This is a genomic window from Kitasatospora sp. NPDC088742 (genome assembly GCF_055584905.1).
Map to the genome: position 1 here is coordinate 1 of NZ_JBVJLD010000089.1, position 20815 is coordinate 20815.

The following is a 20815-nucleotide window of genomic DNA, read 5'->3' on the forward strand; positions in this document are numbered from 1 at the left end:
GGGGCGGCCGGCCGACCGCGCTGGACCGGCTGATGGACTGGCTGGGCCGGTCGATGGAGCCGGTGTACGGCTTCCGCTCGCTGCTGGCGTTCAAGGCGAAGTTCCAGCCCGAGTACCGCCCGATGTACATGGCGTACCCGGACCCGGCGGCGCTGGCCAGCATCAGCCGGGCGATCGGCAAGGCGTACCTGCCGCACCTGACGCCCGCTCAGGGGGTGCGGCTGATGCGCAAGCTCTCCTCCTGACGGGCCCTCAGCCGAGCGGCTCAGCCGAGCAGCTCGGCCAGCGCCCGGTCGGCGTCCAGGTGGAGGTGCTCCTGGCCGGCCGCCACCAGGGCGTGGCTGCGCCAGAGGAAGCGGCGCAGCTCCGGTGTGGCGAAGCGGACCAGCGCGGTGCCCTCGGGGGAGCGCAGTTCGACCACGGTGTGCCGGGCGGAGGACGGGCGGACGTGCACGTCGCCCCGGCCGCAGGGCCGGTCCACCCCGCCCGCGAGCAGCTCGCGGGCGAACACCCAGGTGATCTCCGGGACGCCGTCCGGGACGGGCTCCCCGTCCAGGGCGAACTCGGCGGGGAAGCCCATCCGCACCGCCAGCGGGTCGCCGGTCAGGTAGCGCAGGGTGGCCCGGAGCGGGACCGAGCGGTGCGCGCTGACGATGAGGTGGGCCTGGACGGCCTGCTCGACGACGGACATGGTGCCTCCCGGTGGCGGTGCGTGCAGCCCGCCGGTCGGGGCCACACCGGTGAGAGCGGTGGGACGCCCGGGGCTTACGCGACTCCGGTGGCGGAAACGGGTGATCCGCGTCACAGTCGCAGGCCCCGCGCGGGGCCCCGGAAGGGGCCCGCGGAAGCCGCTGACCAGGGCCCCGGGGGCACCCGGGCGGCCCCCGTGTCGGGCCGCCCTCCCGGCCCGGCCCCGGTAGGCTAGGCGGGTTGTCCGACCGCCGTCCCACCGTGGATCGGGCCTGCCACACCGGCCCTGACCTGCGACGATCCCCCCTCGGAGACCGTGAGTACTGCCGCCAGCTCCGCCATGACCCCGCTCTTCTCGGACGCCCAGTCGCACCAGCCGGCCCGGGCGGCCCACGCGGGCTCGCACCACCTGTCCCCGGCCTTCCCGAGCCGTGCCGCCTACGGCACCGCGGGCAAGCTCCGGGCCTGGCAGCAGGGTGCGCTGGACAAGTACGTCGAGAAGCAGCCGCGGGACTTCCTCGCGGTCGCCACCCCGGGCGCCGGGAAGACCACCTTCGCCCTGACCCTGGCCGCGTACCTGCTGCACAACCACCTGATCCAGCAGATCACCGTGGTCGCGCCCACCGAGCACCTGAAGAAGCAGTGGGCGGAGGCGGCCGCCCGGATAGGGATCAAGCTCGACCCGGCCTACTCCTCCGGCCCGCTGTCGAAGGAGTACCACGGCATCGTGGTCACCTACGCGGGCGTGGGCGTCAACCCGATGCTGCACCGCAACCGGACCGAGGCCCGCAAGACCCTGGTCGTCATGGACGAGATCCACCACGCCGGTGACTCCAAGTCCTGGGGCGAGGCCTGCTTCGAGGCCTTCGAGCCGGCCACCCGGCGGCTCGCGCTGACCGGTACGCCGTTCCGCTCCGACACCAACCCGATCCCCTTCGTCCAGTACGGGGTGGACACCGACGGCCTGCGCAAGTCGGTGGCCGACTACACCTACGGCTACGGGCACGCGCTGGCCGACCACGTGGTCCGCCCGGTGATCTTCCTCTCCTACAGCGGGAACATGCGCTGGCGGACCAAGTCCGGCGACGAGCTGGAGGCCCGGCTCGGCGAGCCGATGACCAAGGACCTGATCGCCCAGGCCTGGCGGACCGCGCTGGCCCCGCAGGGCGAGTGGATCCCGAGCGTGCTGCAGGCCGCCGACAAGCGCCTCACCGAGGTCCGCAAGGCCATCCCGGACGCCGGCGGCCTGGTGATCGCCACCGACCAGAACGTGGCCCGCGCCTACGCCAAGATCCTCCGCGAGATCAGCGGCGAGAAGGTCACCCTGGTGCTCTCGGACGAGACCGAGGCCTCCCAGCGGATCTCCGACTACGCGGCCGGCACCTCGCGCTGGATGGTCGCGGTCCGGATGGTGTCCGAGGGCGTCGACGTCCCCCGGCTCTGCGTCGGGGTGTACGCCACCTCGATCTCCACCCCGCTGTTCTTCGCCCAGGCCGTCGGCCGTTTCGTGCGTGCCCGCAAGCGCGGCGAGACCGCCTCGGTCTTCCTGCCCACCGTGCCCACCCTGCTCGGCTTCGCCAACGAGATGGAGCTCCAGCGCGACCACGTGCTGGACCGGCCGAAGAAGGAGGGCGAGGGCCTCTTCGACGAGGAGGACCGGCTGCTCGCCGAGGCCGAGCGGGCCGACGACGGCCCGGACGGCGCGGGCGGCGACGATTTCAGCTACGAGGCGATCGGCTCGGACGCGGTCTTCGACCGGGTGCTCTACAACTCCATGGAGTTCGGGATGCAGGCGCACCCGGGCAGCGAGGAGGAGGAGGACTACCTCGGCATCCCGGGCCTGCTGGAGCCGGACCAGGTGCAGATGCTGCTGCAGAAGCGCCAGACCCGGCAGATCCAGCGCTCCAAGGGCAAGCCGGCCGAGGAGGCCGACCTGCTCGAACTCCCGGCCGAGCAGCGTCCGGTGGTGACCCATCAGGAGCTGCGCGACCTGCGCAAGGAGCTGAACGGCCTGGTCGCCGCCTGGCACCACCGGACCAACCAGCCGCACGGCACCATCCACAACGAGCTGCGCCGCCAGTGCGGTGGCCCGCTCACCGCGCAGGCCACCGCCAACCAGCTGAAGGCCCGGATCGCGAAGGTCAAGGAGTGGGCCAACTGACGGCCCCGGTCCGGAGTCCGTGCACGGCTGGTGTCCGGACTCCGGAATTCCCTCGAACGTACGAGCCATTTAGGCCCGGAAAATGGGCTGAATGTCCCCTTTTGGCGCGCGTTCGATAACGGATGTTGACCGAATTTTGGACAAGGGCTTTCGCAGCGCACCCTCCGTTCACTACTTTCTCCCCACGCTCTCTCGAACGACCACCCACGGTCGGGACGGGCGCACCGCAAGGCTGTGCGCTCGTCGACGGCGCCGACGCACGGCTTCAGCGCGGAAACCCCCCACCTGCGCGCGACACCCCGGTCTACGGTTTCGGTTTCCCCTGCCCGGAGCCCGGAGACCGCCGCAGAAAGGAATGCGCGTCGTGACTGCCGAGACTTCCCAGACCCTGGACCGCGGTGTCCGGGTCCTCAAGCTGCTCGCCGACTCCGAACGCGGCCTGACCGTGACCGAGTTGGCGGCCCGGCTGGCCGTCAACCGGACCGTCGTCTACCGCCTGCTGGCCACCCTGGAGCAGCACGGACTGGTCCGCCGCGACATCGGCGGCCGGGCCCGGGTCGGCCTCGGCGTGCTCCGGCTCGCGCACCGGGTCCACCCGCTGCTGCGCGAGGCCGCGCTGCCCGCGCTGCGCAGCCTGGCCGAGGACCTCGGCGCCACCGCGCACCTGACCCTGGTCGACGGTGCGGAGGCGCTCGCGGTGGCCGTGGTCGAGCCCAGCTGGACCGACTTCCACGTGGCCTACCGCACCGGCCTGCGCCACCCGCTGGACGAGAGCGCGGCCGGCCGGGCCATCCTGGAGGCCCGTAACTTCCCCGGCCAGCGCCGCCCCGAGCAGGGCTTCGTGATCACCCGCGCGGAGGAGCAGTCCGGCGCCAGCGGGGCGGCCGCCGCGCTGATCGGCCTGAGCGGCATCGAGGGCAGCGTCGGCGTGGTGATGCTCAACGGCCTGGTCCCCGAGCGGGTCGGTCCGCGCGTGGTGGAGGCCGCCACCGAGGTGGCCGACGCCCTGCGCTGAGCCGGGCCCCGGCGGTGAGCCCCGCACGGCGGGGGACCCCGTACGATCACGGTGTGTCCGATCTCGGTGTGCCCGACCAGAACCCGTCCCCGGCCCCGCGCGCCCGCCGGCTGCCCGGCCCCCGGGCCCGCGCGCTGACCCTGTGCGGGGTACTGGTCGCGGCGCTGTTCGGGACGGCGGCCTTCGTGCCGCTGCCGTACACGCTCACCATGCCCGGGGACACCGCCGACGTGCTCGGCTCGTACCAGGACCGGCCGGTGCTCACCGTCACCGGGGCGCCGGTGCGGGCCACCGGCGGGCAGCTGCGGATGGTGACCATCTCGGCCACCAACCCCGGCGAGCGGCTCAGCCTGACCGAGGCGCTGAGCGCCTGGATCGACCCGGACGAGGCCCTGCTGCCCTCCGAGGCGGTCTACCCGGAGAAGGACCCGGAGAAGGCCGAGCAGGTGACGGCCGAACAGATGACGGACTCCCAGGACAGCGCCACCGTCGCCGCCCTGAACTACCTCAAGCTCTCGCCCGCCCAGGTCAAGGTCAAGGTCGACCTCGGTGCGGTCGGCGGGCCGAGCGCGGGGCAGCTGCTCGCGCTCGGCATCGTCGACAAGCTGGCCGGTGACGGCAAGGGCGGCGACCTGACCGGCGGCCGCGTGATCGCCGGCACCGGGACCATCGACGACCAGGGCAACGTCGGCGCGGTCGGCGGGGTGCCGCTGAAGACCCAGGCCGCCGCCCGGGACGGGGCGACCGTCTTCCTGGTCCCGAGGAGCGAGTGCTCCGAGGCCAAGGTGAACCTGCCGGCCGGGCTGCGGCTGGTGCCGGTGGAGACCCTGGCCGGATCCGTCGCCGCGCTCACCGCGCTGAACGAGGGCGGCGCGGTCCCCTCCTGCTGAGCCCCGGTGCCGGCGTCAGAGCCCGAAGGCCACCGCCGCGAGGTCGTCGGTCAGCCTGCTCCGCAGCTGGGCCGCGATCTGCGGTAACCGGTGCGCCTGGGCCATCGGCAGACTGACCGAGACGGCGGCCAGCCCGCTCCCCGCCACGATCGGCACGGCCGCCGCGGCGGTGCCCAGGGCGAACTCCTGGTACTGGGTGATCGGCGCCGCCCGCTGCGGACCCTGACGGGGCAGCAGCGGCAGCCGGGACGGGTCGCGCAGCGTGTACGGGGTGAACGGCACCATCGGGTAGCGGGCCAGGTGGGCCCGCCGCTCCTCGGCCGACATCAGCGCCAGCAGGGTCTTGCCCGCCGAGGTGGCGTGCGCGCCCGCGCCGAACCCCGCGAGGTCCACGGTCGGTGCCCCCGGCGCGGCGTGCGAGCCGACCAGCACCATCTCGCCGCGCAGGTGGCGGGAGAGGTAGACGGCCGCGCCGAGCTCGTCGCTCAGCCGGCGGAGCAGCCGCTCCAGCCGCCGGCGCCCGGCCGCGGGGCCCTCCTCCCGGCAGAGCCCGGCCACCGCCGGGCCGGTCAGGTACCGGCCCTCCAGCCGCTCCAGGTAGCGGTCGTGCACCAGGGTGCGGAGCAGGTGGTACGCGGTGCCCAGCGCCAGCCCGGTGTCCCGGGCCAGCTGCTTGGCGGTGGCGCCGCGCGGGTAGCGGGCCGCCGCCTCCAGCAGGCGCAGCGCGCGCTGCGCGGAGGCGATCAGGGTCGTCGGCTGCCGGCCGGGCGACGGGCGCTCGGACGGCGGGCGCTCGGGCGGGCGCGTGGATGACGGGCGGTCAGATGGCGCACCATCAGGTGACGAGCGGTCAGAGAGGGCGCGGTCAGGCGCCGGTGCGGGTGTCATGGAGTCGATCTTGACTCGCCTGGTCCCGGGCGGCCTGCTCGCGCGCGCTCTGCTCCCGCGCGCTCTGCTCGCGGGCCGCTTGGTCCACCAGCGGCAGCACCCGGAACGGCACCGGGTTCTCCAGCGCGATGGCGGTGGAGGCCCGGACGATCCCGTCGAAGCCCACCACCCGGTCGATCACCCGCTGGAGGTCGGCGTTGGACCGGGCCACGATCCGCACCAGCATGTCCCCCTGCCCGGTGATGGTGTGGAGCTCCAGCACCTCCGGGACCGAGGTCAGGTGCGCCCGCACGTCCACCCCCTGGCCCTGGGAGATCTCCAGGGTGGCGAAGGCCGTCACCGGGTAGCCGATCGCGGCCGGGTCCACCTGCGGGCCGAAGCCGCCGATCACACCCCGGGACTGCAGCCGGTCCAGCCGGGCCTGCACGGTGCCGCGGGCCACCTGGAGGCGGCGGGAGCACTCCAGCACGCCGATCCTCGGCTCCTCGCTGAGGAGCCTGATCAGCTTGCCGTCGAGCTGGTCGATGGCGTCGTTCGGCGTCTGCACGGCTGCTGCTCCGTCCGGGATGTGGGGGTGGTGGGGCGGTGCCCGTGGGGGGTGGGCAATCTGTCCAGCGGTGACCGCCATTCTCCGGCCCGGGGGGGCAGCTTGCCCAGGACCGGGAGCACCGGTTGCGTAACGCCGGTGCGGACGGGACGCTCCCTGCACCGCCCCGCGGAACGGGCCCCCACACCGGGCCGCGGGGCCTGGGCCGTCGTCGGACAGGCTCCACCGGGGAGGTACTCGTTGACCGACGTCTCCACCACACCGCCCGTCCTCCACCCGGACGGGTCCGGACCGCTCCCGGCGCTGCGCACCGATGCCGTCTACGCCGTCCGGGACGCCCGCCGCACCGCCCGCTACTACGCCGTCTCGCTCGCCATGCGCTGCACCGCCTGGGCAGGCCCGGCCACCGGCTGCCGTTCGGTGCTCTCGTACGTGCTGGAGTCCGGGCCGACCCGGCTGGTCGTCAGCTCCGCGCTGGCGCCGGTGAGTTCGCACGCCCGGCGGCTCGCCGAGCACGTCGAGCGGCACGGGGACGCCCTGCTGGACCTGGTGATCGAGGTGCCGGACGCGTACGCCGCGTACGACTACGCGGTGGACCGCGGCGCCCGCTCGGTCACCGAGCCGTTCGAGCTCGGCGACCACTACGGCACCGCCGTCCTCGCCGTGCTCGGCACCCCCGGCCCGGCCCGCCACCTGCTGGCCGACCGCACCGCCTACCCGGGCCCGTACCTGCCGGGCTACCGCCCGGCCCCGCCGGACTGCCTGACGGTGTAGCGGGTGGCCGGGCTCCTTCGCGCCAGGTCAGCGGCGGCGGCGGGCGGGGCGGGGGAGGGTCGGCCTGGTCTCCAGGCGCAGCCGCAGCTCGGCCCCGCCGAGGCCGGCCGAGCGGCCCAGCGCCAGGTCGCCCCCGGTGGTCTCGGCCAGTTTGCGGACGATGTCCAGGCCGAGCCCGGTCGAGCCCTCGCCGCCTTCGCCGCCGCCGCGGCGCAGCGCCGCCTCCGGGTCGGCGAAGCCGGCCCCGGCGTCGCCGACCAGCACGATCACCGAGCCCTCGGTGACCAGCACGTCCACCGAGAAGGCGGTGCCCATCGGAGTGTGCCGGAAGACGTTGCCGAGCAGCGCGTCCACCGCCGCGGCCAGGTCCCCGCGCTGAACCGGCACCGGTGCGGCGCCCTCCGCCCCGGCCAGCTGCCAGCGGCGTCCCTCGTCCTCGGCCAGCGCGGACCAGAAGCCGACCCGCTCGCGGATCACCTCGGCCGCGTCGCAGCCGATCGCCACCTGCGGCACGTCCTCGGGCGAGCGCCGGGCGGCCCGGATGATCTGGTCCACCTCGCGCTCCAGCTGGGCCACCGCGTGCCGGGCCGCGTCCGCCGCGTCGCCGCTGCCCAGCGACGCGGTGTTCAGCCGGAGCACGGTCAGCGGGGTGCGCAGCCGGTGCGACAGGTCGGCGGCCAACTCCCGTTCGGCGGCCAGCAGATGGACCACCCGGTCGGCCATCGCGTTGAACGCGCGGGCGGCCTCCCGCAGTTCGTTCGGCAGGCCCTCGGACTCCCGGCCGTCCACCGGCACCCGGACCGCCAGGTTGCCGCTCCCCAGCGAACGGGCGGCGGTCGCCAGCCGGCGGGAGGAGCCGACGATCCGTGACCCCATCCGGTCCGCCACCAGCACCGAGATGGCCACCAGGCCGACCGCCACGCCCGAGAGCACCAGCCAGGCGGTGACCACCCCGTGGCCGAGCTCCTCCTCGGCCACGAACACCTCGACCACCGCGACCCGACTGCCGCTCACCGCAACCGACTTGAGCAGGACGAAGCCGCCGGGCGCGGCCGCCACGAACGACCGGCCCTGCCCGGAGCGGCCCTGGCCGGCCGCCTCCGCCACCGAGGCCTGCGAGGCCCGGCCGTGGCCGACCACCTCGCCGGGGCCGAAGCCGGTGACCGGCAGGTGCACCGCGACCCGCTCCTGGGTGGCCGAGTCGGTGGAGGCCAACGCCCGTGCGATGGCGTCCTGTTCGGTGGTGATGGCCAGTGCCGGGCCGAGCGCGGCGGCCTGCCGCTCGGCGGCGGTGAAGGCGCGGTCCCGGGCGGTCTGCTGGACCATCAGGCCCAGCGGGATCAGGAAGGCCAGCGCGACCATGGTGGTCCCGGCCACCGCTGCCCTGACCAGTGCCCAGCGCAGCGAGTGGCCGCCGCCCCCGCCCCCGCCGCCGCCCCCGCCGGCCCGGTCGCGCCGCCTCACGTCGCTTCCCCGCCTTCCGCCACCGGGGCGCCGGCGGGGGCCTCCAGACGGACCCCGACGCCGCGGACGGTGTGCAGGTAGCGCGGCTTGGAGGCGGTCTCGCCGAGCTTGCGGCGCAGCCAGGACAGGTGCACGTCGATGGTCTGGTCCCCGCCGTAGGTCTGCCGCCAGACCTCGGCCAGGATCTCCTTGCGCGGCACCACCACCCCGGGCCGGGCCGCCAGGAAGGCCAGCAGGTCGAACTCACGCCGCGTCAGGTCCAGCGGCCGGGCGTCCAGCAGGGCCTGCCGGCGCTGCACGTCGATCGCCAGCCCGCCGACCCGCAGCACCCGCCCGGCCGGTGCGCTGCCGCTGCCGAAGCGGCGCAGCACCGCCGCCATCCGGGCCGTCAGGTGCTCGACGGAGAAAGGTTTCACCAGGTAGTCGTCGGCGCCGTCGTTGAGCAGCCGGACGATCTCCGCCTCGTCGTCCCGGGCGGTGGAGATGATCACCGGGACGTCGGTCAGCCCGCGGATCATCTTCAGCGCCTCGCCGCCGTCCAGATCCGGCAGCCCCAGGTCGAGGATCACCAGGTCGCAGCCGACCTGGGCCACCTCGCGGAGCGCCTCCAGCGCGGTGCCGACGCTCCTGACGGCGTGGCCGGACTCGGCCAGGTGCCGGATCAGGGCGGAGCGTACGAAGGGGTCGTCCTCGACCACGAGCACTGTTGCCATGGGCCCGCAGGCTACGCCATCCGGACCCAGTGGTCTGTACCTCGGTGGGTCTGGCAGGAACCCTCCGCAGCCGCTCCCTGCCACCTCGGTGTCATTTGTGCAACTTCCCTGCCGATTCCCTGACCTGCACGCCAGCCGGTCCCGGCGGTACGGCAGGATGTGGACGAGATGCGGAACGGACTCGTACAACTCGGCGCCTGGACGGCTGCCACCGGGGCGGCGGTGGCGCTGTCCTGGTTCGGCGTGCACGCGGTGCTGGCGGAGACCGCCTTCGAACAGCCCTCCGCCCTCCAGCTCCCCAGCTCGGCCGCCCACCCCGCCACCGACGCCCCGTCAACTCCTCCCGCCACCACGGCCGGTGACCCCGCCCCGGCCGCCTCGCCGACCCCCGCCGCGACCACCCCGGCCCCGCTCGCCCCCGCCACCCCGGCCCCCAGCCGCACCCCGGCCAAGAAGCCCGCCGCCCCCAGCACCGCCGCCACCCCGGCGGCCCCCGACGGCCCGACCGCGGTCTCCTCGGTCAAGAGCTACCGCGTCCCCGGCGGCCGGGTCGCCCTCGACATGCAGCCCACCACCGCCGAACTGGTCTCCGCCACCCCGGACCAGGACTGGCAGATGCAGATCTGGCAGGGCGACATGTGGCTCCGCGTCGACTTCACCAAGGACGGCGCCACCAACTCGGTCTTCGCCACCTGGAACGGCCACCACCCGGACGTCCAGACCGTCGTCCGCTGAGTCCCCTGCGGGGGAACGGCAGCACGTGCAACTGGCTCGCTTGCCCCGATCCTGCGCTGGTCCGCCTTCCGGAATCGCGCCCGCGCGGCGGAGCCGCAAGTCAGCAGAGCCGCGCGCCCCTGGGTCGCTGCCCTGCCGGGCCACCTGCCTACGCGGCGCTCTCGACACGTTCCTTAACGCCTCCATAAGAGAGGCGTTCGGCTGGCTGAGGGGCGGCTTCCGGGTGGTCCGGCCGGGCTAGCGTCTGGCTGGTCCGGGGGCGAGGGGTCTCCGGTGACGCCGGAGGTAGCGAGCAGATGAGCCAGCCCACCCGCCGTTCGGGACACCGCCGCCGCAGCCGGAAGGGGCCGATGGCCGTCGCCGCCGCCCTGGCCGCCGTGCTCGCCGCCGGAGCCGCCGTCACCTTCGCCTCCTCGGCCGGTGCGGCCAGCCTCGGCGCGGTCTACAGCCGCACCAGCACCTGGGACGCCGGCTACACCGGCCAGTACCTGGTGACCAACCCGGGCAGCGAGGCGATCGACGACTGGACGCTCGGCTTCGACCTCCCCGACGGGGCCCGGATCGACTCGCTCTGGAACGCCACCTTCAGCGCCAGCGGCCGCCACGTCACCGTGAAGGCGCAGGCCTGGAACCGGCGGATCGAGCCGGGGAAGACCGTCGAGGTCGGCTTCGTGGTCCAGGGCAGCGGCACCGCCCAGGCCGAGCCGGCCAACTGCACCGTCAACGACTCCCCGTGCAAGGGCGGTTCGACCCCGCCGCCCAGCCCCTCCGGCCGCCCGACCGCCTCCGCCTCGGCCTCCGCATCCCCGACCGTGACGCCCACTCAGACCCCGACCGCCTCCGTCTCGCCGAAGCCGACCCCGACTCCGACTCCGACTCCGACCGCCTCCGCCTCGCCGACCACCTCGCCGAAGCCGACCCCGACGACGACCCCCACCACCCCGCCCGTGACGACGGCTCACTTCTCGCCCTACGTCGACACCTCCCTCTGGCCCCCCTTCGACCTGGCGGCCACCGCCAAGGCCGGCGGCGTGAAGAACTTCAACCTCGCCTTCGTCGTCTCCGGAGGCGGCTGCACCCCGAAGTGGGGCGGCGTCAGCGACCTCACCGCCGACCCGGTGGCGGCCCAGATCGGCGCCCTGCGCGCGCTCGGCGGCGACATCCGGGCCTCCTTCGGCGGCGCCAACGGCAGCGAGCTCGCCACCGCCTGCACCTCGGTGGCCGAGCTCGCCGCCGCCTACCAGAAGGCCGTGGACGCCTACGCCCTCACCAAGGTCGACTTCGACGTGGAGGGCGGCGCCCTCGGCGACACCGCCGCCAACACCCGCCGCGCCCAGGCCATCGCCCAGCTGCAGAAGAACGCCGCCGCCAAGGGCCGCCCGCTGGACGTCTCCTTCACCCTCCCGGTGCTGCCCAGCGGCCTCACCCAGGACGGCGTGAACCTGGTCGCCGACGCCAAGGCCGCCGGGGTGGCGATCGGCGCGGTGAACGTGATGGCGATGGACTACGGCGCCGGGGCGGCCCCGAACCCGCAGGGCCGGATGGGCAAGTACGCGATCGACGCCGCCACCGCGACCCAGGCCCAGCTGAAGTCGGTGCTCGGCCTGGCCGACGCGGCGGCCTGGGCCAAGGTCGCGGTCACCCCGATGATCGGTGTGAACGACGTCACCACCGAGGTCTTCACGGTGGCCGACGCCACCGAGCTGGCCGAGTTCGCCAGGACCAAGCACCTGGCCTGGCTGTCGATGTGGTCCGGCACCCGCGACAAGGCCTGCCCGGGCGGCCCGAAGCAGGCGGCCGACGCGAGCTGCAGCAGCATCGCCCAGCAGCCGCTGGACTTCACCCGGGCCCTCGGCGCCTACACCGGCTGACGGTCCGTCCGGCGAGCGGCCCGGGGCTCCTGACCCACGGGGGGCCAGGAGCCCCGGCCGCCCGCCCCCGGCCGCCCGCCCCCGGCCGCTCGCCGGGCCGCCCCCGCGAACCGTCGGGTAAGGTCGCAAACTGGTCGACCGGCGGACGGAGCGGAACGTGACAACGGCGCAGGAACAGCGCAAGGCCCCGGAACGGGTGCCTTCCCCGTCGCCCGCCCGTGCTCTCCGGGCCGCCCCGCAGGCCGTGCGGGAGGCGGTCCAGGAGGCACCCAGGCGGCTCATGGTGACGGCCTCGTTGGTCGCCGTGTTCTCCCTGCTGGTCTACGCGGTGCTGCGGCACTTCGTCGGCACCTCGATGGTGGACATGATCGTCTACCGGGCCGAGGGCGCCGCCGTGGCCGACGGCACCGACCTCTACGCCCTGCGGGTGACGGAGTGGAACCTGCCGGCCACCTATCCGCCGTTCGCCGCGATGCTCTTCGTGCCGACCACCTGGTTCGGCGTCCCGTTCCTGCGGGTGGCGATCACCCTCGGGAACGTCGCGCTGCTCGGCCTGCTGGCCCACCTCTCCTTCAAGCTGGTCGGCTGGCCGCGCAAGGAGCTGCGCCCGGTCGGCGTGGTGCTGGTGGCCGGGCTCGGCGTCTGGCTGGAGCCGGTCTTCACCACCCTGCGCTACGGCCAGATCAACCTCGCCCTGGCCTGCCTGATCCTCTGGGACCTCACCCGGCCGGACGGCAAGCGCTCCAAGGGCCTGGCGATCGGCATCGCCGCCGGGATCAAGCTCACCCCCGGCCTGTTCGCGGTCTACCTGCTGATCACCGGCCGGATCCGGGCCGCCTTCGTGGCGGGCTTCACCTTCCTCGGCACCTTCCTGCTCGGCGCCGTGGTGCTGCCGGACGCCAGCTGGGGCTTCTGGACCAAGTACCTCTACGACTCCTCCCGGGTCGGCAAGACCGAGATCGTCGACAACCAGTCCGTACGCGGCGCCGTCGCCCGCCTGCTGCACAGCGCCGAACCGGGCACCCTGGCCACCCTGGCCGGCGCCGTGGTCGCGGTGGCGGGTCTGGCCACCGCGGCCTGGGCCTACCGCAGCGCCCGCTGGGCACCCCGGGCCGAGGCCTGGGGCGTCTGCTGCGCCGCCGTCACGGCCGTGCTGATCTCGCCGATCAGCTGGACCCACCACTGGGTCTGGTGCGTCCCGATGCTGGTGCTGCTGGCCGCCGAGGCCGCGCACGAACGCTCCCGTCCGGCGGCGGTCCGGCGGCTGCGCTGGCGGCCGATCTTCGCCGCCACGCTGCTCGCCTTCGTCTCCTTCGGCATGTGGCTGGTCCCGCACAAGGGCGACCTCGACCTGCACCTCTCGCCGCTCGCCCAGGTCCCGGCCGCGGTCTATCCGCTGGTCGGCCTCTGCTTCCTGCTGACCGCCGCGCTCCGGGTCCGCTCCCGCCGCCGCTACGCCGGGGCGCCGCTGGTCAGCCTGCCGACCCAGCGCAGGGCACCGGCCGCCGGTGCCGGGGCCGGTGCCGGGGCGCCTCGGCGCTGAGCTGACACCCCCTCACCCCGGGCGGGGGCACCGCGGGCCGCACCGGCCCGCCGGGCGGTTCCCGGGCGCTGCTGACGGAGCGTCGGCCGGCCCCCACGCCCGGCCGCATGCTCCCCGGCGCGGACCCCACAGGCCCACGCCGTCCCACCGGCCCCGCACCCCACGCCGTCGTCCTCGTTGAACGGCTGACCGTCGCCCGGTCGCGTCACGCGAGCAGCTCCGCCAGCGTGTGGTCGAGGTCCAGCGCCGCCAGCTCGGCGCCCGGCGGCACCAGCCGGTGCGCCCGCTCCAGCCAAGCCGCCACGGCCGGCAGCGGCGCCTCCAGCAGCGCGTCCCCGGCCGGGGAGCTGAGCGCCATGCAGAGCACGCTGCGCCGCCCGGACCGGGTCGGCCAGATCCGCACGTCACCCTGCCCGCACGGCCGGAACGTCCCCTCCACCAGCAGCTCCCGGGCGAACACCCAGGTCACCGGCGTGCCGGTGTCCAGGTGGAAGGTGATGTGGACGGCGTACGGGTCGTGGCTGCCGTACGACAGCCGGGCCGGGACGGGGACGCTGCGCTCGGGGGAGAGCACCAGGTTGAGTTCGAGCTCGTGCTCGACCACGGTCGTGGACCGTTCCATGACGGCTTCCTCTCGGTGTCTTCGGGGCTCGCTCTCGAACCCCTCCACCGGAGGAGAGCGCTACGTGGCGAAGGTCTTACACGCATTCGGCGGAAGTCCCGGGATTCACCAACTGCCCGCTTCGACGGCGCCGAGGCACTACCCTTTGTGACTGCCCGACGACTGTCCGACCGTGACCGGCTGGTGACGGTGCGTCGACCCACGGTGCTGCCAGGAGAGAAGACCCCATGACGGAACGCCCCTTCGCGACTCATCTGGGCGAGCCGGGGGCGCTGGCCGCATCCGCGCCCACCCCGCTGCCGGGCTACTACCCGGACCCCTCCGTCCCCGGCTTCGTCCGCTACTGGGGCGGCGCCTCCTGGGTGCCCGGCACCAGCCGCCCGGCCCCGGTGGCCGGAGACCACCTCGAACCGCCCCGCGGCGTCGCCCACCGGCCCGCCAACCTGGCCGCCGCCGCCCCGCCGCCCCCGGTCGTCCCGTCACCGTCGCCCGCCCCGTCGCCCGCCCCTTCGCTCGGCTTCGGCGACGCCTTCGCGGGAGGTGCCTCACCCGCGAGGGTGGACGAGACCGGCCCCGTGTACTTCGACGAGACCTCGGGCGGGGCCTCCTTCGTCATGGCGCCGCTCACCGCCGAGACCGTCGCTCCGCCGACCCCTGTCCCGGACCCGGCCCCGTTCGGGTGGCAGGCCGCCCAGACCGGGCCGGCCGAGCGGATCTCCTGGGGTGCCCCGTCCCCGGCGCCGGCCGTGCCCGCCACCGTCGTGGAGCCGTTGCCCGAGCCCGAGGAGGCGCGGGCCGAGGCTGCCGTCGCCCCGACGGCTGAGCCGGCCGTCCCGCAGGCCCGGCGGAAGCCGGTCACGTCCCCGTCCCCGTCCCCGGCCGTCACCGCCGCCGTGCCCGCCGCTCCGCGCCGCCGGGCCGCGGCCCGCAAGCCCGCGGCGCCCGTCCCGGCCGGTCTCGGACGCCGTCTGACGGCCCGTCTGGTCGACAGCCTGGTGCTCCTGGTGGTGGCCGTCGCGGCCGGGGTGCCGATGGTCAGCTCGGTGGCCGTCCACCTGGAGCAGAAGCTCGACCAGGCCCAGCGCGCGAGCCGGAGCAACGGCGGTGTCCAGGTGCAGGTCTGGCTGGTCGACGGCGCCGTGCTCGGCCGGATCGGTGCGCTGCTGGGCCTGCTGCTGCTGGCCGGGCTGCTCTACGAGATGCTCCCCGTGGCCAGGACCGGCCAGACCTTCGGCAAGCGGCTGGCCGGGATCAGGGTGGTCGACGCCGACCGTCCCGGCTCCTCGCCGTCCTTCGGGCGTTCGGTGCTGCGCTGGGTGGTGCGGCAGGCGGCGGTGCTCTCGGTGTTCGGCCTGCTGGCGCCGGTCCGGGACCGGAAGGGCCGACGGGGCTGGCAGGACCGGGCGGCCCGGACCCGGGTGGTCCGTTCCCGGTCCTGATCACCCATCGGTAGGCAAAACGGACCAAATATCCCAACACGGCAGTAACCGTAATGTTCTACTCGGGTCATGAGCACCCATGACCCCTCGTCAGGAGCCGAACCGGAGGGGGACGACCGGCCCTCCTTCGACAAGCAGCCCCCGCCGTCCGGTACGCCGTCCGGTGCGCCGGCCGACCCGTACGGCAGTCCGCCCCCGCCGCCGCCCTCCGCCGACCCGTACGGCAGCCCGTACAACGGAGCCCCCGGCGCCCACGGTTCGCCCTACGGCGCGGCGCCGCCCCCGCCGCCCGGCTACGGGCAGGCCCCGTACGGCCAAGCCCCGTACGGACAGGCGCCCTACGGCGGCCCGTACGACGCGGGTTCCGGATCGGTGCCCGGGATGCCGCCGCTCGGCGGCTGGGGCGCGCGGATCGGCGCCCGGGTGATCGACTACCTGATCGTCCAGGTGGTGGCCGTGGTGATCGCCGCCCCGTTCGCCGACCTCGGCTCGCGCAACGGCTGGCTCAGCGCCCTCTGGATCACCTACGTCCTCTACCTCATCTACGAGGGCGTCATGCTCAGCCGGGACGGCCAGACCGTCGGCAAGAAGGTGACCAAGGTCCGGGTCGCGATGCTCGTCGACGGCAGCACCCCGACCACCGCCGCGGCCTGGAGCCGGGCGGCCACCTTCGCCGCGCCCGCACTGATCTGCTGCGGCCAGCTGTGGTGGGTGATCGACGGCCTGTTCGGCGTCTTCGACAAGCCCTACCGCCAGGCGATCCACGACAAGGCGGCCAAGACCGTGGTGGTCAGCACCGTCTGACGGACCCTCGGGCGCGCCCCGTACGGCCGCCGCTCCCGCGGCCCCGCCGTACGGGGCGTCCTTGCGTCCGTACGTCTTCAGCGGTGGGTGGCGTACTCCCGGGCGGCCGGTGCGGCGCGCCGGGCCCCGGTGGCGGCCGAGACCCGGCGCCGCCGGTCGGCCCCGGTCACCAGCAGAGCGGTCGTCAGGGTGCCGAGCGCGACGGCGAACCCGACCAGCACCGCGATCTCGAACACCCCCCTCGACCCGGAGACGGCGAGCAGCACGGCGGCCGCGACCACCACGGTCAGGACGCCGGTGCTGAGATGGGCCAGGGTGGGACGCGACATGACGGACCGTCCTTCGCTACGGGGGAGGGGAGCAGGGGCAGGGAGGGGCAGGGCGGCAGCGGTGCTGCGGTACTGCGGTACTGCGGTGCTGGGGTGAGCTGCGGGGGGAAGCCTTGCCTTACCTACCCAAGGTCTACCCACCCCCGCTCCCGGACAAGTCCCTTTCCCGTCCCATCCCACGCACCGTCAGGTCCTCTCCCTCCAGGGCGAGTCCGCACCCCCGGCCCTCGGCTGGATACGGTGGCATCCGACCGCTCGAACACCCCCGGGGGAACCGTGCCCGTGCCTCACCCGTCCACTGCCCCCGAGGGCTGGCCGCGCACCGAGGCGGAGGCCGTCGCGGAGCAGCTGCGCCTGCGCCCGCTGACCGACCCCACCGGCCCCGAACCGGCCCCCGACGCCCTGGTCGCCGGCGTGGACGTCGCCTACGACGACGAACGCGACCTGGTGGTCGCCGCCGCCGTCCTGCTCTCCCTCCCCACCCTCACCGTGATCGAGGAGACCACCGCCACCGGCCGGATCTCCTTCCCCTACGTCCCCGGCCTGCTCGCCTTCCGCGAACTCCCCACCGTCCTCGACGCCCTGGCCGCCCTCCGCACCCGCCCCGACCTCGTGGTCTGCGACGGCTACGGCCTCGCCCACCCCCGCCGCCTCGGCCTCGCCACCCACCTCGGCCTCCTCACCGACCTCCCCACCCTCGGCGTCGCCAAGACCCCCTTCACCTTCACCCACACCCCACCCGCCCCCACCCGCGGCGCCACCACCCCCCTCCTCGACCCCACCACCGGCGAACAGGTCGGCGCCGCCCTCCGCACCCGCCCCGACGTCAAACCCGTCTTCGTCTCCACCGGCCACCGCATCGGCCTCCCCGAATCCCTCGCCACCGTCCTCCGCCTCACCCCCACCTACCGCCTCCCCGAAACCACCCGCCGCGCCGACTCCCTCTGCCGCCGCGCCCTCGCCACCGCCCTCGCCCACCCCGTGTACTGATTCGGTCCCAATCCCCGACGGCCCGTCACGTCGCCCTCCGGCCCGGGTACGCCATGTGTTAGACATGAGGGTTGAGGGGGCGGCCACCACGGACCCGTCGCCCACGAAACACTTGACATCGAGTCACAACCAGTCGCAGCACTGGCTCCACGGGGGAGGACAGTCGTGAGTACGGGCAAGGGCTACCGCGTCGAGGTGGACAGCCTGCGGGCCTTCGCTACCCAGGTACGCGGCCTACTGGACGAATTCCAGTCACGAGCGGACGGCACCCGCACCCACGGCCAGGCGGGTGTGGCGCGCAGCGCTTTCGGCACCTTCGCCGAGGCGCAGGCGCTGCACGACCAGTACGAGAACATGCGGGACGGACTGCGGGACGTCATGAACGCGCTCCAGGACGCGGTGGACGAGGCCCAGCGCAAGGCGGACCTCACAGCAACCAACTACGAGGAGCAGGAAGCCGAGACGGTACGGGGCCTCAAGGTCAACTCCGACGGTTGGTCGGTCGGTAGCGCGCCCACGGCAACGCACATCGCGTACACCACTGCTCAGCGCCCGAGCGCGGTGCCGACGCCGAAGGCTCCGGTGCCCGGTGCCGCTCCCGTGACCGCAGCCGACCCTCAGGCGACCTGGTGAGCGGGTCGGCACTCAAGACCCCCGCGCGGAACCGGACTGGAGGCATCCGCCCATGAGCCAACACACGAACTTCAATGACTACAGCCACGCCGATCTTCGCCGGATGGTGGGGTCGATGGACTCGGGGGGCGTCATGTCCGCCGCTGATCCGTGGCGTCGGGCAACGGACACCTTGAAGCAGATCCAGCACTCGCTCGCGACGTCCAGCGGTGATGCCACCACGTCGTGGGAGGGCGACACCAGCGACGCGTTCCACGCCAAGATGATCAAGCTTGCCGCGAGCATCAACACCGTTGCCGCATATGCGAACGACGCTGCCATCACCCTCGAGATGATGTCCAGCGCGATCGACGAGGCCAAGCGGACCATGCCGGAGGAGCCGAGCTTCTGGTCCAAGGCGGCCGACGCGATCGGTGACACCGCGTCGTCCGCGGTCGGCAACGAGGACGAGGACACCAAGACGGCGATCACCGATGAGAAGAAGACTCAGGCGGTGGCCGTCATGAACCTCCTGGCGACCCGGTACCGCGCTGCCACCTCCTTCATGAAGGCCCCGACCGTACGGTCGCCGATCGAGGACATCGTGGACGTCCAGTCTCCGGGCGACTCCATGGGCTCTGCCGCCATCAGTGCGCTTCTCCTGGGCGGCGGTATGGGCGCCAGGGCGAGCAAGGACTACGGGAGTTCGTCCACCACAGGCGTCAGGAGCGCCGGGGGACCTGTCGGGAGCACTCCGAAGTCTCCGAAGATCACCACCCCTGCGCCGACGGACCCGGGCATCAAGGGCGGCACGGCCAACCCCGCTCCCAAGCCGAACTCCCCGGTGATCACCAGCCCCGGTACGGGCATTGACGGTACCGGCGTGATCAACAAGCCGGGTGGTGGCGGGATCGGTGGTCCGGGCGGTGGTGGTCACGGTGGAGGCACTGGTGGCTTGTCGGGTACTGGCGGCGGCACCGGTGGCATCACCGTCGGCGGACCGGCCTCCAACGGTGGGCTCAGGGCAACGGCCGGCGGAAGCGGCATCGGTGCCAGGGGAACGTTCTCGGGAGACGGCGGCCGTGGGTCCGGGGCGGCCCGTGGTGGCGCGTTCGGTTCCGGCGGGATGTCGGGCGGGGCAGCCGGAGGCTCAACCGGTGGCAGTGCCGTCGGTGGCAGTGCCGTCGGTGGCGGGTCACGTCAGGCAGGCCGATCCGGTGGTGTGGTGGGCGGTTCTGCGCCTGGGCGCGGGGCCAAGGGAGCTTTCACCGAGGGGGGTTCGGGACTCGGACGAGCCCGTGGCCAGTCTGCTCAGGGGGCAGGCGGGCAGGGCGGCTTCCCCGGAGCGAACCAGGCGGCGAAGAAGAAGGAGAAGCAGGAGGGCAAGCGCCCGGACTACCTGGTCGAGGACGAGGAGACCTGGGCAACGGGGCGCCCGGCCAACCCGAACGTGGTGGACTGAGCCTCCGTTGGGTGGCGGTCCTCAAGGACAGGAGTGACACGGCTTGAAGATCAGCCGACTGGGACGTGGCGTGGCGCTTCTGGCTGCCGGGTCCCTGCTGTGGGGCGTGGGTACCGGACCAGCTGCTGCGGACAGCATTCGCGAAGCGCAGTGGGCGATCGATCGGTACAAGGCGGCCACCGAAGTCTGGCCAACCTCCCAGGGAGCCGGTGTGACGGTGGCCGTCATCGACACCGGAGTCCTGGGCGATCATCAGGACCTCACCGGTCAGGTGCTGCCTGGCGCTGACTTCTCGGGCGAGAAGTCGGACGGGAGGGTGGACAAGCTCGGCCACGGCACCAGCATCGCGAGTTTGATCGCCGCGCACGGTCACGGTGACGGGGCGGGCATCATCGGCCTCGCACCGAAGGCCAAGATCCTGCCCGTCAGGATTGCCCTGGACGAGGCTGGAGCGATGCCTTCCGGCGAGGAGGCCCGCTTCGCCGACGCTCTGCGGTACGCGGTGGACAACGGCGCCAAGGTCGTCAACATGTCGGTCACCCTCGGCGGGTTGAGGCTGAATGCCGAGGCCCGGGCGGCAGTCGACTACGCGGTCAGCAAGGACGTCGTGCTGGTGGGTGGCTCCGGCAACCTCGGCACGCAGAGCGCACCTGTCTCCTACCCTGCCGCATTCCCGGGGGTCGTGGCCGTCGGAGCCGTCGATCGGCAGGGCGCGGTCTGGAACAAGTCGAACCGGGGACCCGAGCTCACCCTGGTGGCTCCGGGCGTGGAGGTCTACAGCGCCACCAGCAAGTCGACCTCCAGCTATGGCAATGGCACCGGCACCTCCGCTGCCACCGCCTATGTGTCGGCCATCGCCGCTCTGGTGCGTTCGAAGTACCCGGAGCTGTCAGCAGGTCAGGTCATCAACCGGATGACCAAGTCGGCAGTGACGAGCCAGGGGCAGAGCGTTCCGAACGAGAACTTCGGGTACGGGGTCGCCTCGCCCTCCAAGGCCCTCGCAGCCAACCCTGCCGTCGACAACGGCCCGCGTGACAACCCGTTGCTCTCTCGGGTGGAGTCGCAGGGCGGTGCTCAAGCATCCCCTGCCGACTCTGCGAAGCCCTCCGCGCCCGCCGCCGGCGGGGCGAGCGGGGGGCAGACGACGACGCCGGTGGGGGAGAAGAAGGAGGACGGCGGGATCCCCGTGGTCGTGTGGGGGATCGTCGGGGTGTTGGCCGTGGTGGTGGTTGGTGGGGTGATCGTGTTGGCGCGCCGTCGTGGGGG

At 73.7% G+C, this 20815-nt stretch carries 21 protein-coding genes; 14 read left to right on the plus strand and 7 right to left on the minus strand.

Annotated elements, in window-relative coordinates; translation table 11 throughout:
- Positions 1-245: phosphatidylglycerol lysyltransferase domain-containing protein (locus tag ACZ6ZR_RS37730; protein WP_465650412.1), on the plus strand; the 245-nt coding region annotated here is incomplete at its 5' end.
- Positions 246-265: 20 nt separating this feature from the next.
- Here ACZ6ZR_RS37730 and ACZ6ZR_RS37735 read toward each other — a convergent pair.
- On the minus strand, positions 266-691 hold the full coding sequence (locus tag ACZ6ZR_RS37735) for an SsgA family sporulation/cell division regulator (RefSeq protein ID WP_465650414.1): 426 nt from the start codon (positions 689-691) through the stop codon (positions 266-268).
- A gap of 339 nt (positions 692-1030) precedes the next feature.
- Between ACZ6ZR_RS37735 and ACZ6ZR_RS37740 the strand changes: the two genes are divergently transcribed.
- The 3 genes from ACZ6ZR_RS37740 to ACZ6ZR_RS37750 all read left to right on the plus strand — a co-directional run bounded on the left by ACZ6ZR_RS37740 (position 1031) and on the right by ACZ6ZR_RS37750 (position 4756).
- Positions 1031-2851, plus strand: coding sequence for a DEAD/DEAH box helicase (locus tag ACZ6ZR_RS37740; RefSeq protein WP_465650445.1), 1821 nt, complete (start codon positions 1031-1033; stop codon positions 2849-2851).
- A gap of 364 nt (positions 2852-3215) precedes the next feature.
- Positions 3216-3866: an IclR family transcriptional regulator gene (locus ACZ6ZR_RS37745; RefSeq protein WP_396297817.1), complete on the plus strand. Its 651-nt coding sequence runs from the start codon at positions 3216-3218 to the stop codon at positions 3864-3866.
- Between the two features lie 110 nt (positions 3867-3976).
- A complete protein-coding gene (locus tag ACZ6ZR_RS37750) occupies positions 3977-4756 on the plus strand; it encodes a S16 family serine protease (protein ID WP_465650447.1) in 780 nt (259 codons plus the stop codon).
- Between the two features lie 15 nt (positions 4757-4771).
- Here ACZ6ZR_RS37750 and ACZ6ZR_RS37755 read toward each other — a convergent pair whose 3' ends face one another.
- Both ACZ6ZR_RS37755 and ACZ6ZR_RS37760 read right to left on the minus strand, forming a co-directional pair.
- A complete protein-coding gene (locus tag ACZ6ZR_RS37755; RefSeq protein WP_465650416.1) occupies positions 4772-5644 on the minus strand; it encodes an IclR family transcriptional regulator in 873 nt (290 codons plus the stop codon).
- On the minus strand, positions 5622-6191 hold the full coding sequence (locus ACZ6ZR_RS37760) for an Lrp/AsnC family transcriptional regulator (RefSeq protein WP_465650418.1): 570 nt from the start codon (positions 6189-6191) through the stop codon (positions 5622-5624). Before ACZ6ZR_RS37760 ends, ACZ6ZR_RS37755 begins: the two co-directional genes overlap by 23 nt.
- A gap of 240 nt (positions 6192-6431) precedes the next feature.
- Here ACZ6ZR_RS37760 and ACZ6ZR_RS37765 point away from each other — a divergent pair, with 240 nt between their 5' ends.
- Positions 6432-6965 (plus strand): VOC family protein, encoded by a 534-nt coding sequence (locus ACZ6ZR_RS37765; protein ID WP_465650419.1) that lies wholly within the window; start codon positions 6432-6434, stop codon positions 6963-6965.
- Positions 6966-6992: 27 nt separating this feature from the next.
- Here ACZ6ZR_RS37765 and ACZ6ZR_RS37770 read toward each other — a convergent pair whose 3' ends face one another.
- Both ACZ6ZR_RS37770 and ACZ6ZR_RS37775 read right to left on the minus strand, forming a co-directional pair.
- The gene (locus ACZ6ZR_RS37770) at positions 6993-8369 is read right to left on the minus strand and encodes a HAMP domain-containing sensor histidine kinase (RefSeq protein ID WP_465650449.1); all 1377 of its coding nucleotides are present in this window, start codon (positions 8367-8369) and stop codon (positions 6993-6995) included.
- Between the two features lie 56 nt (positions 8370-8425).
- Positions 8426-9142 (minus strand): response regulator transcription factor, encoded by a 717-nt coding sequence (locus ACZ6ZR_RS37775; RefSeq protein WP_465650421.1) that lies wholly within the window; start codon positions 9140-9142, stop codon positions 8426-8428.
- 168 nt (positions 9143-9310) lie between these two features.
- Between ACZ6ZR_RS37775 and ACZ6ZR_RS37780 the strand changes: the two genes are divergently transcribed.
- The 3 genes from ACZ6ZR_RS37780 to ACZ6ZR_RS37790 all read left to right on the plus strand — a co-directional run bounded on the left by ACZ6ZR_RS37780 (position 9311) and on the right by ACZ6ZR_RS37790 (position 13291).
- The gene (locus ACZ6ZR_RS37780) at positions 9311-9877 is read left to right on the plus strand and encodes a hypothetical protein (protein ID WP_465650423.1); all 567 of its coding nucleotides are present in this window, start codon (positions 9311-9313) and stop codon (positions 9875-9877) included.
- A gap of 296 nt (positions 9878-10173) precedes the next feature.
- A complete protein-coding gene (locus ACZ6ZR_RS37785; RefSeq protein WP_465650425.1) occupies positions 10174-11748 on the plus strand; it encodes a cellulose binding domain-containing protein in 1575 nt (524 codons plus the stop codon).
- A gap of 157 nt (positions 11749-11905) precedes the next feature.
- Positions 11906-13291, plus strand: a complete 1386-nt coding sequence (locus ACZ6ZR_RS37790; RefSeq protein WP_465650427.1) for a glycosyltransferase 87 family protein — start codon at positions 11906-11908, stop codon at positions 13289-13291.
- Positions 13292-13496: 205 nt separating this feature from the next.
- Here the strand turns inward: ACZ6ZR_RS37790 and ACZ6ZR_RS37795 are convergent, their stop codons facing one another.
- Entirely contained in the window at positions 13497-13913 is a 417-nt protein-coding gene (locus ACZ6ZR_RS37795; protein WP_465650429.1) for an SsgA family sporulation/cell division regulator, read from the minus strand.
- 227 nt (positions 13914-14140) lie between these two features.
- Here ACZ6ZR_RS37795 and ACZ6ZR_RS37800 point away from each other — a divergent pair, with 227 nt between their 5' ends.
- Together ACZ6ZR_RS37800 and ACZ6ZR_RS37805 are read left to right on the plus strand one after the other, a co-directional pair.
- On the plus strand, positions 14141-15352 hold the full coding sequence (locus tag ACZ6ZR_RS37800; RefSeq protein ID WP_465650431.1) for an RDD family protein: 1212 nt from the start codon (positions 14141-14143) through the stop codon (positions 15350-15352).
- Between the two features lie 69 nt (positions 15353-15421).
- Complete coding sequence (locus tag ACZ6ZR_RS37805; protein WP_465650433.1) at positions 15422-16156, plus strand: RDD family protein; 735 nt, start codon at positions 15422-15424, stop codon at positions 16154-16156.
- Positions 16157-16233: 77 nt separating this feature from the next.
- On the opposite strand, the gene ACZ6ZR_RS37810 is transcribed toward ACZ6ZR_RS37805, so the two are convergent.
- Positions 16234-16485, minus strand: a complete 252-nt coding sequence (locus ACZ6ZR_RS37810; RefSeq protein WP_465650435.1) for a hypothetical protein — start codon at positions 16483-16485, stop codon at positions 16234-16236.
- Between the two features lie 276 nt (positions 16486-16761).
- On the opposite strand from ACZ6ZR_RS37810, the gene ACZ6ZR_RS37815 reads away from it, so the two are divergent.
- The 4 genes from ACZ6ZR_RS37815 to ACZ6ZR_RS37830 all read left to right on the plus strand — a co-directional run.
- A complete protein-coding gene (locus tag ACZ6ZR_RS37815; protein WP_465650437.1) occupies positions 16762-17475 on the plus strand; it encodes an endonuclease V in 714 nt (237 codons plus the stop codon).
- A 165-nt stretch (positions 17476-17640) separates the two neighbouring features.
- A complete protein-coding gene (locus ACZ6ZR_RS37820) occupies positions 17641-18108 on the plus strand; it encodes a hypothetical protein (protein WP_465650439.1) in 468 nt (155 codons plus the stop codon).
- 52 nt (positions 18109-18160) lie between these two features.
- Positions 18161-19549 (plus strand): WXG100 family type VII secretion target, encoded by a 1389-nt coding sequence (locus ACZ6ZR_RS37825; protein WP_465650441.1) that lies wholly within the window; start codon positions 18161-18163, stop codon positions 19547-19549.
- A gap of 43 nt (positions 19550-19592) precedes the next feature.
- A partial coding sequence (locus ACZ6ZR_RS37830) for a S8 family serine peptidase (protein ID WP_465650443.1) occupies positions 19593-20815 on the plus strand: 1223 nt, incomplete at its 3' end.

Excerpts from the sequence above, each read along its gene's own strand:
- ACZ6ZR_RS37775 (WP_465650421.1), bottom strand. The coding sequence starts at position 9,142 with ATGGCAACAGTGCTCGTGGTCGAGGACGACCCCTTCGTACGCTCCGCC.
- ACZ6ZR_RS37755 (WP_465650416.1), bottom strand. The coding sequence starts at position 5,644 with ATGACACCCGCACCGGCGCCTGACCGCGCCCTCTCTGACCGCTCGTCA.
- ACZ6ZR_RS37805 (WP_465650433.1), top strand. The coding sequence starts at position 15,422 with ATGAGCACCCATGACCCCTCGTCAGGAGCCGAACCGGAGGGGGACGAC.
- ACZ6ZR_RS37735 (WP_465650414.1), bottom strand. The coding sequence starts at position 691 with ATGTCCGTCGTCGAGCAGGCCGTCCAGGCCCACCTCATCGTCAGCGCG.
- ACZ6ZR_RS37800 (WP_465650431.1), top strand. The coding sequence starts at position 14,141 with ATGACGGAACGCCCCTTCGCGACTCATCTGGGCGAGCCGGGGGCGCTG.
- ACZ6ZR_RS37825 (WP_465650441.1), top strand. The coding sequence starts at position 18,161 with ATGAGCCAACACACGAACTTCAATGACTACAGCCACGCCGATCTTCGC.
- ACZ6ZR_RS37810 (WP_465650435.1), bottom strand. The coding sequence starts at position 16,485 with ATGTCGCGTCCCACCCTGGCCCATCTCAGCACCGGCGTCCTGACCGTG.
- ACZ6ZR_RS37785 (WP_465650425.1), top strand. The coding sequence starts at position 10,174 with ATGAGCCAGCCCACCCGCCGTTCGGGACACCGCCGCCGCAGCCGGAAG.
- ACZ6ZR_RS37780 (WP_465650423.1), top strand. The coding sequence starts at position 9,311 with ATGCGGAACGGACTCGTACAACTCGGCGCCTGGACGGCTGCCACCGGG.
- ACZ6ZR_RS37795 (WP_465650429.1), bottom strand. The coding sequence starts at position 13,913 with ATGGAACGGTCCACGACCGTGGTCGAGCACGAGCTCGAACTCAACCTG.
- ACZ6ZR_RS37740 (WP_465650445.1), top strand. The coding sequence starts at position 1,031 with ATGACCCCGCTCTTCTCGGACGCCCAGTCGCACCAGCCGGCCCGGGCG.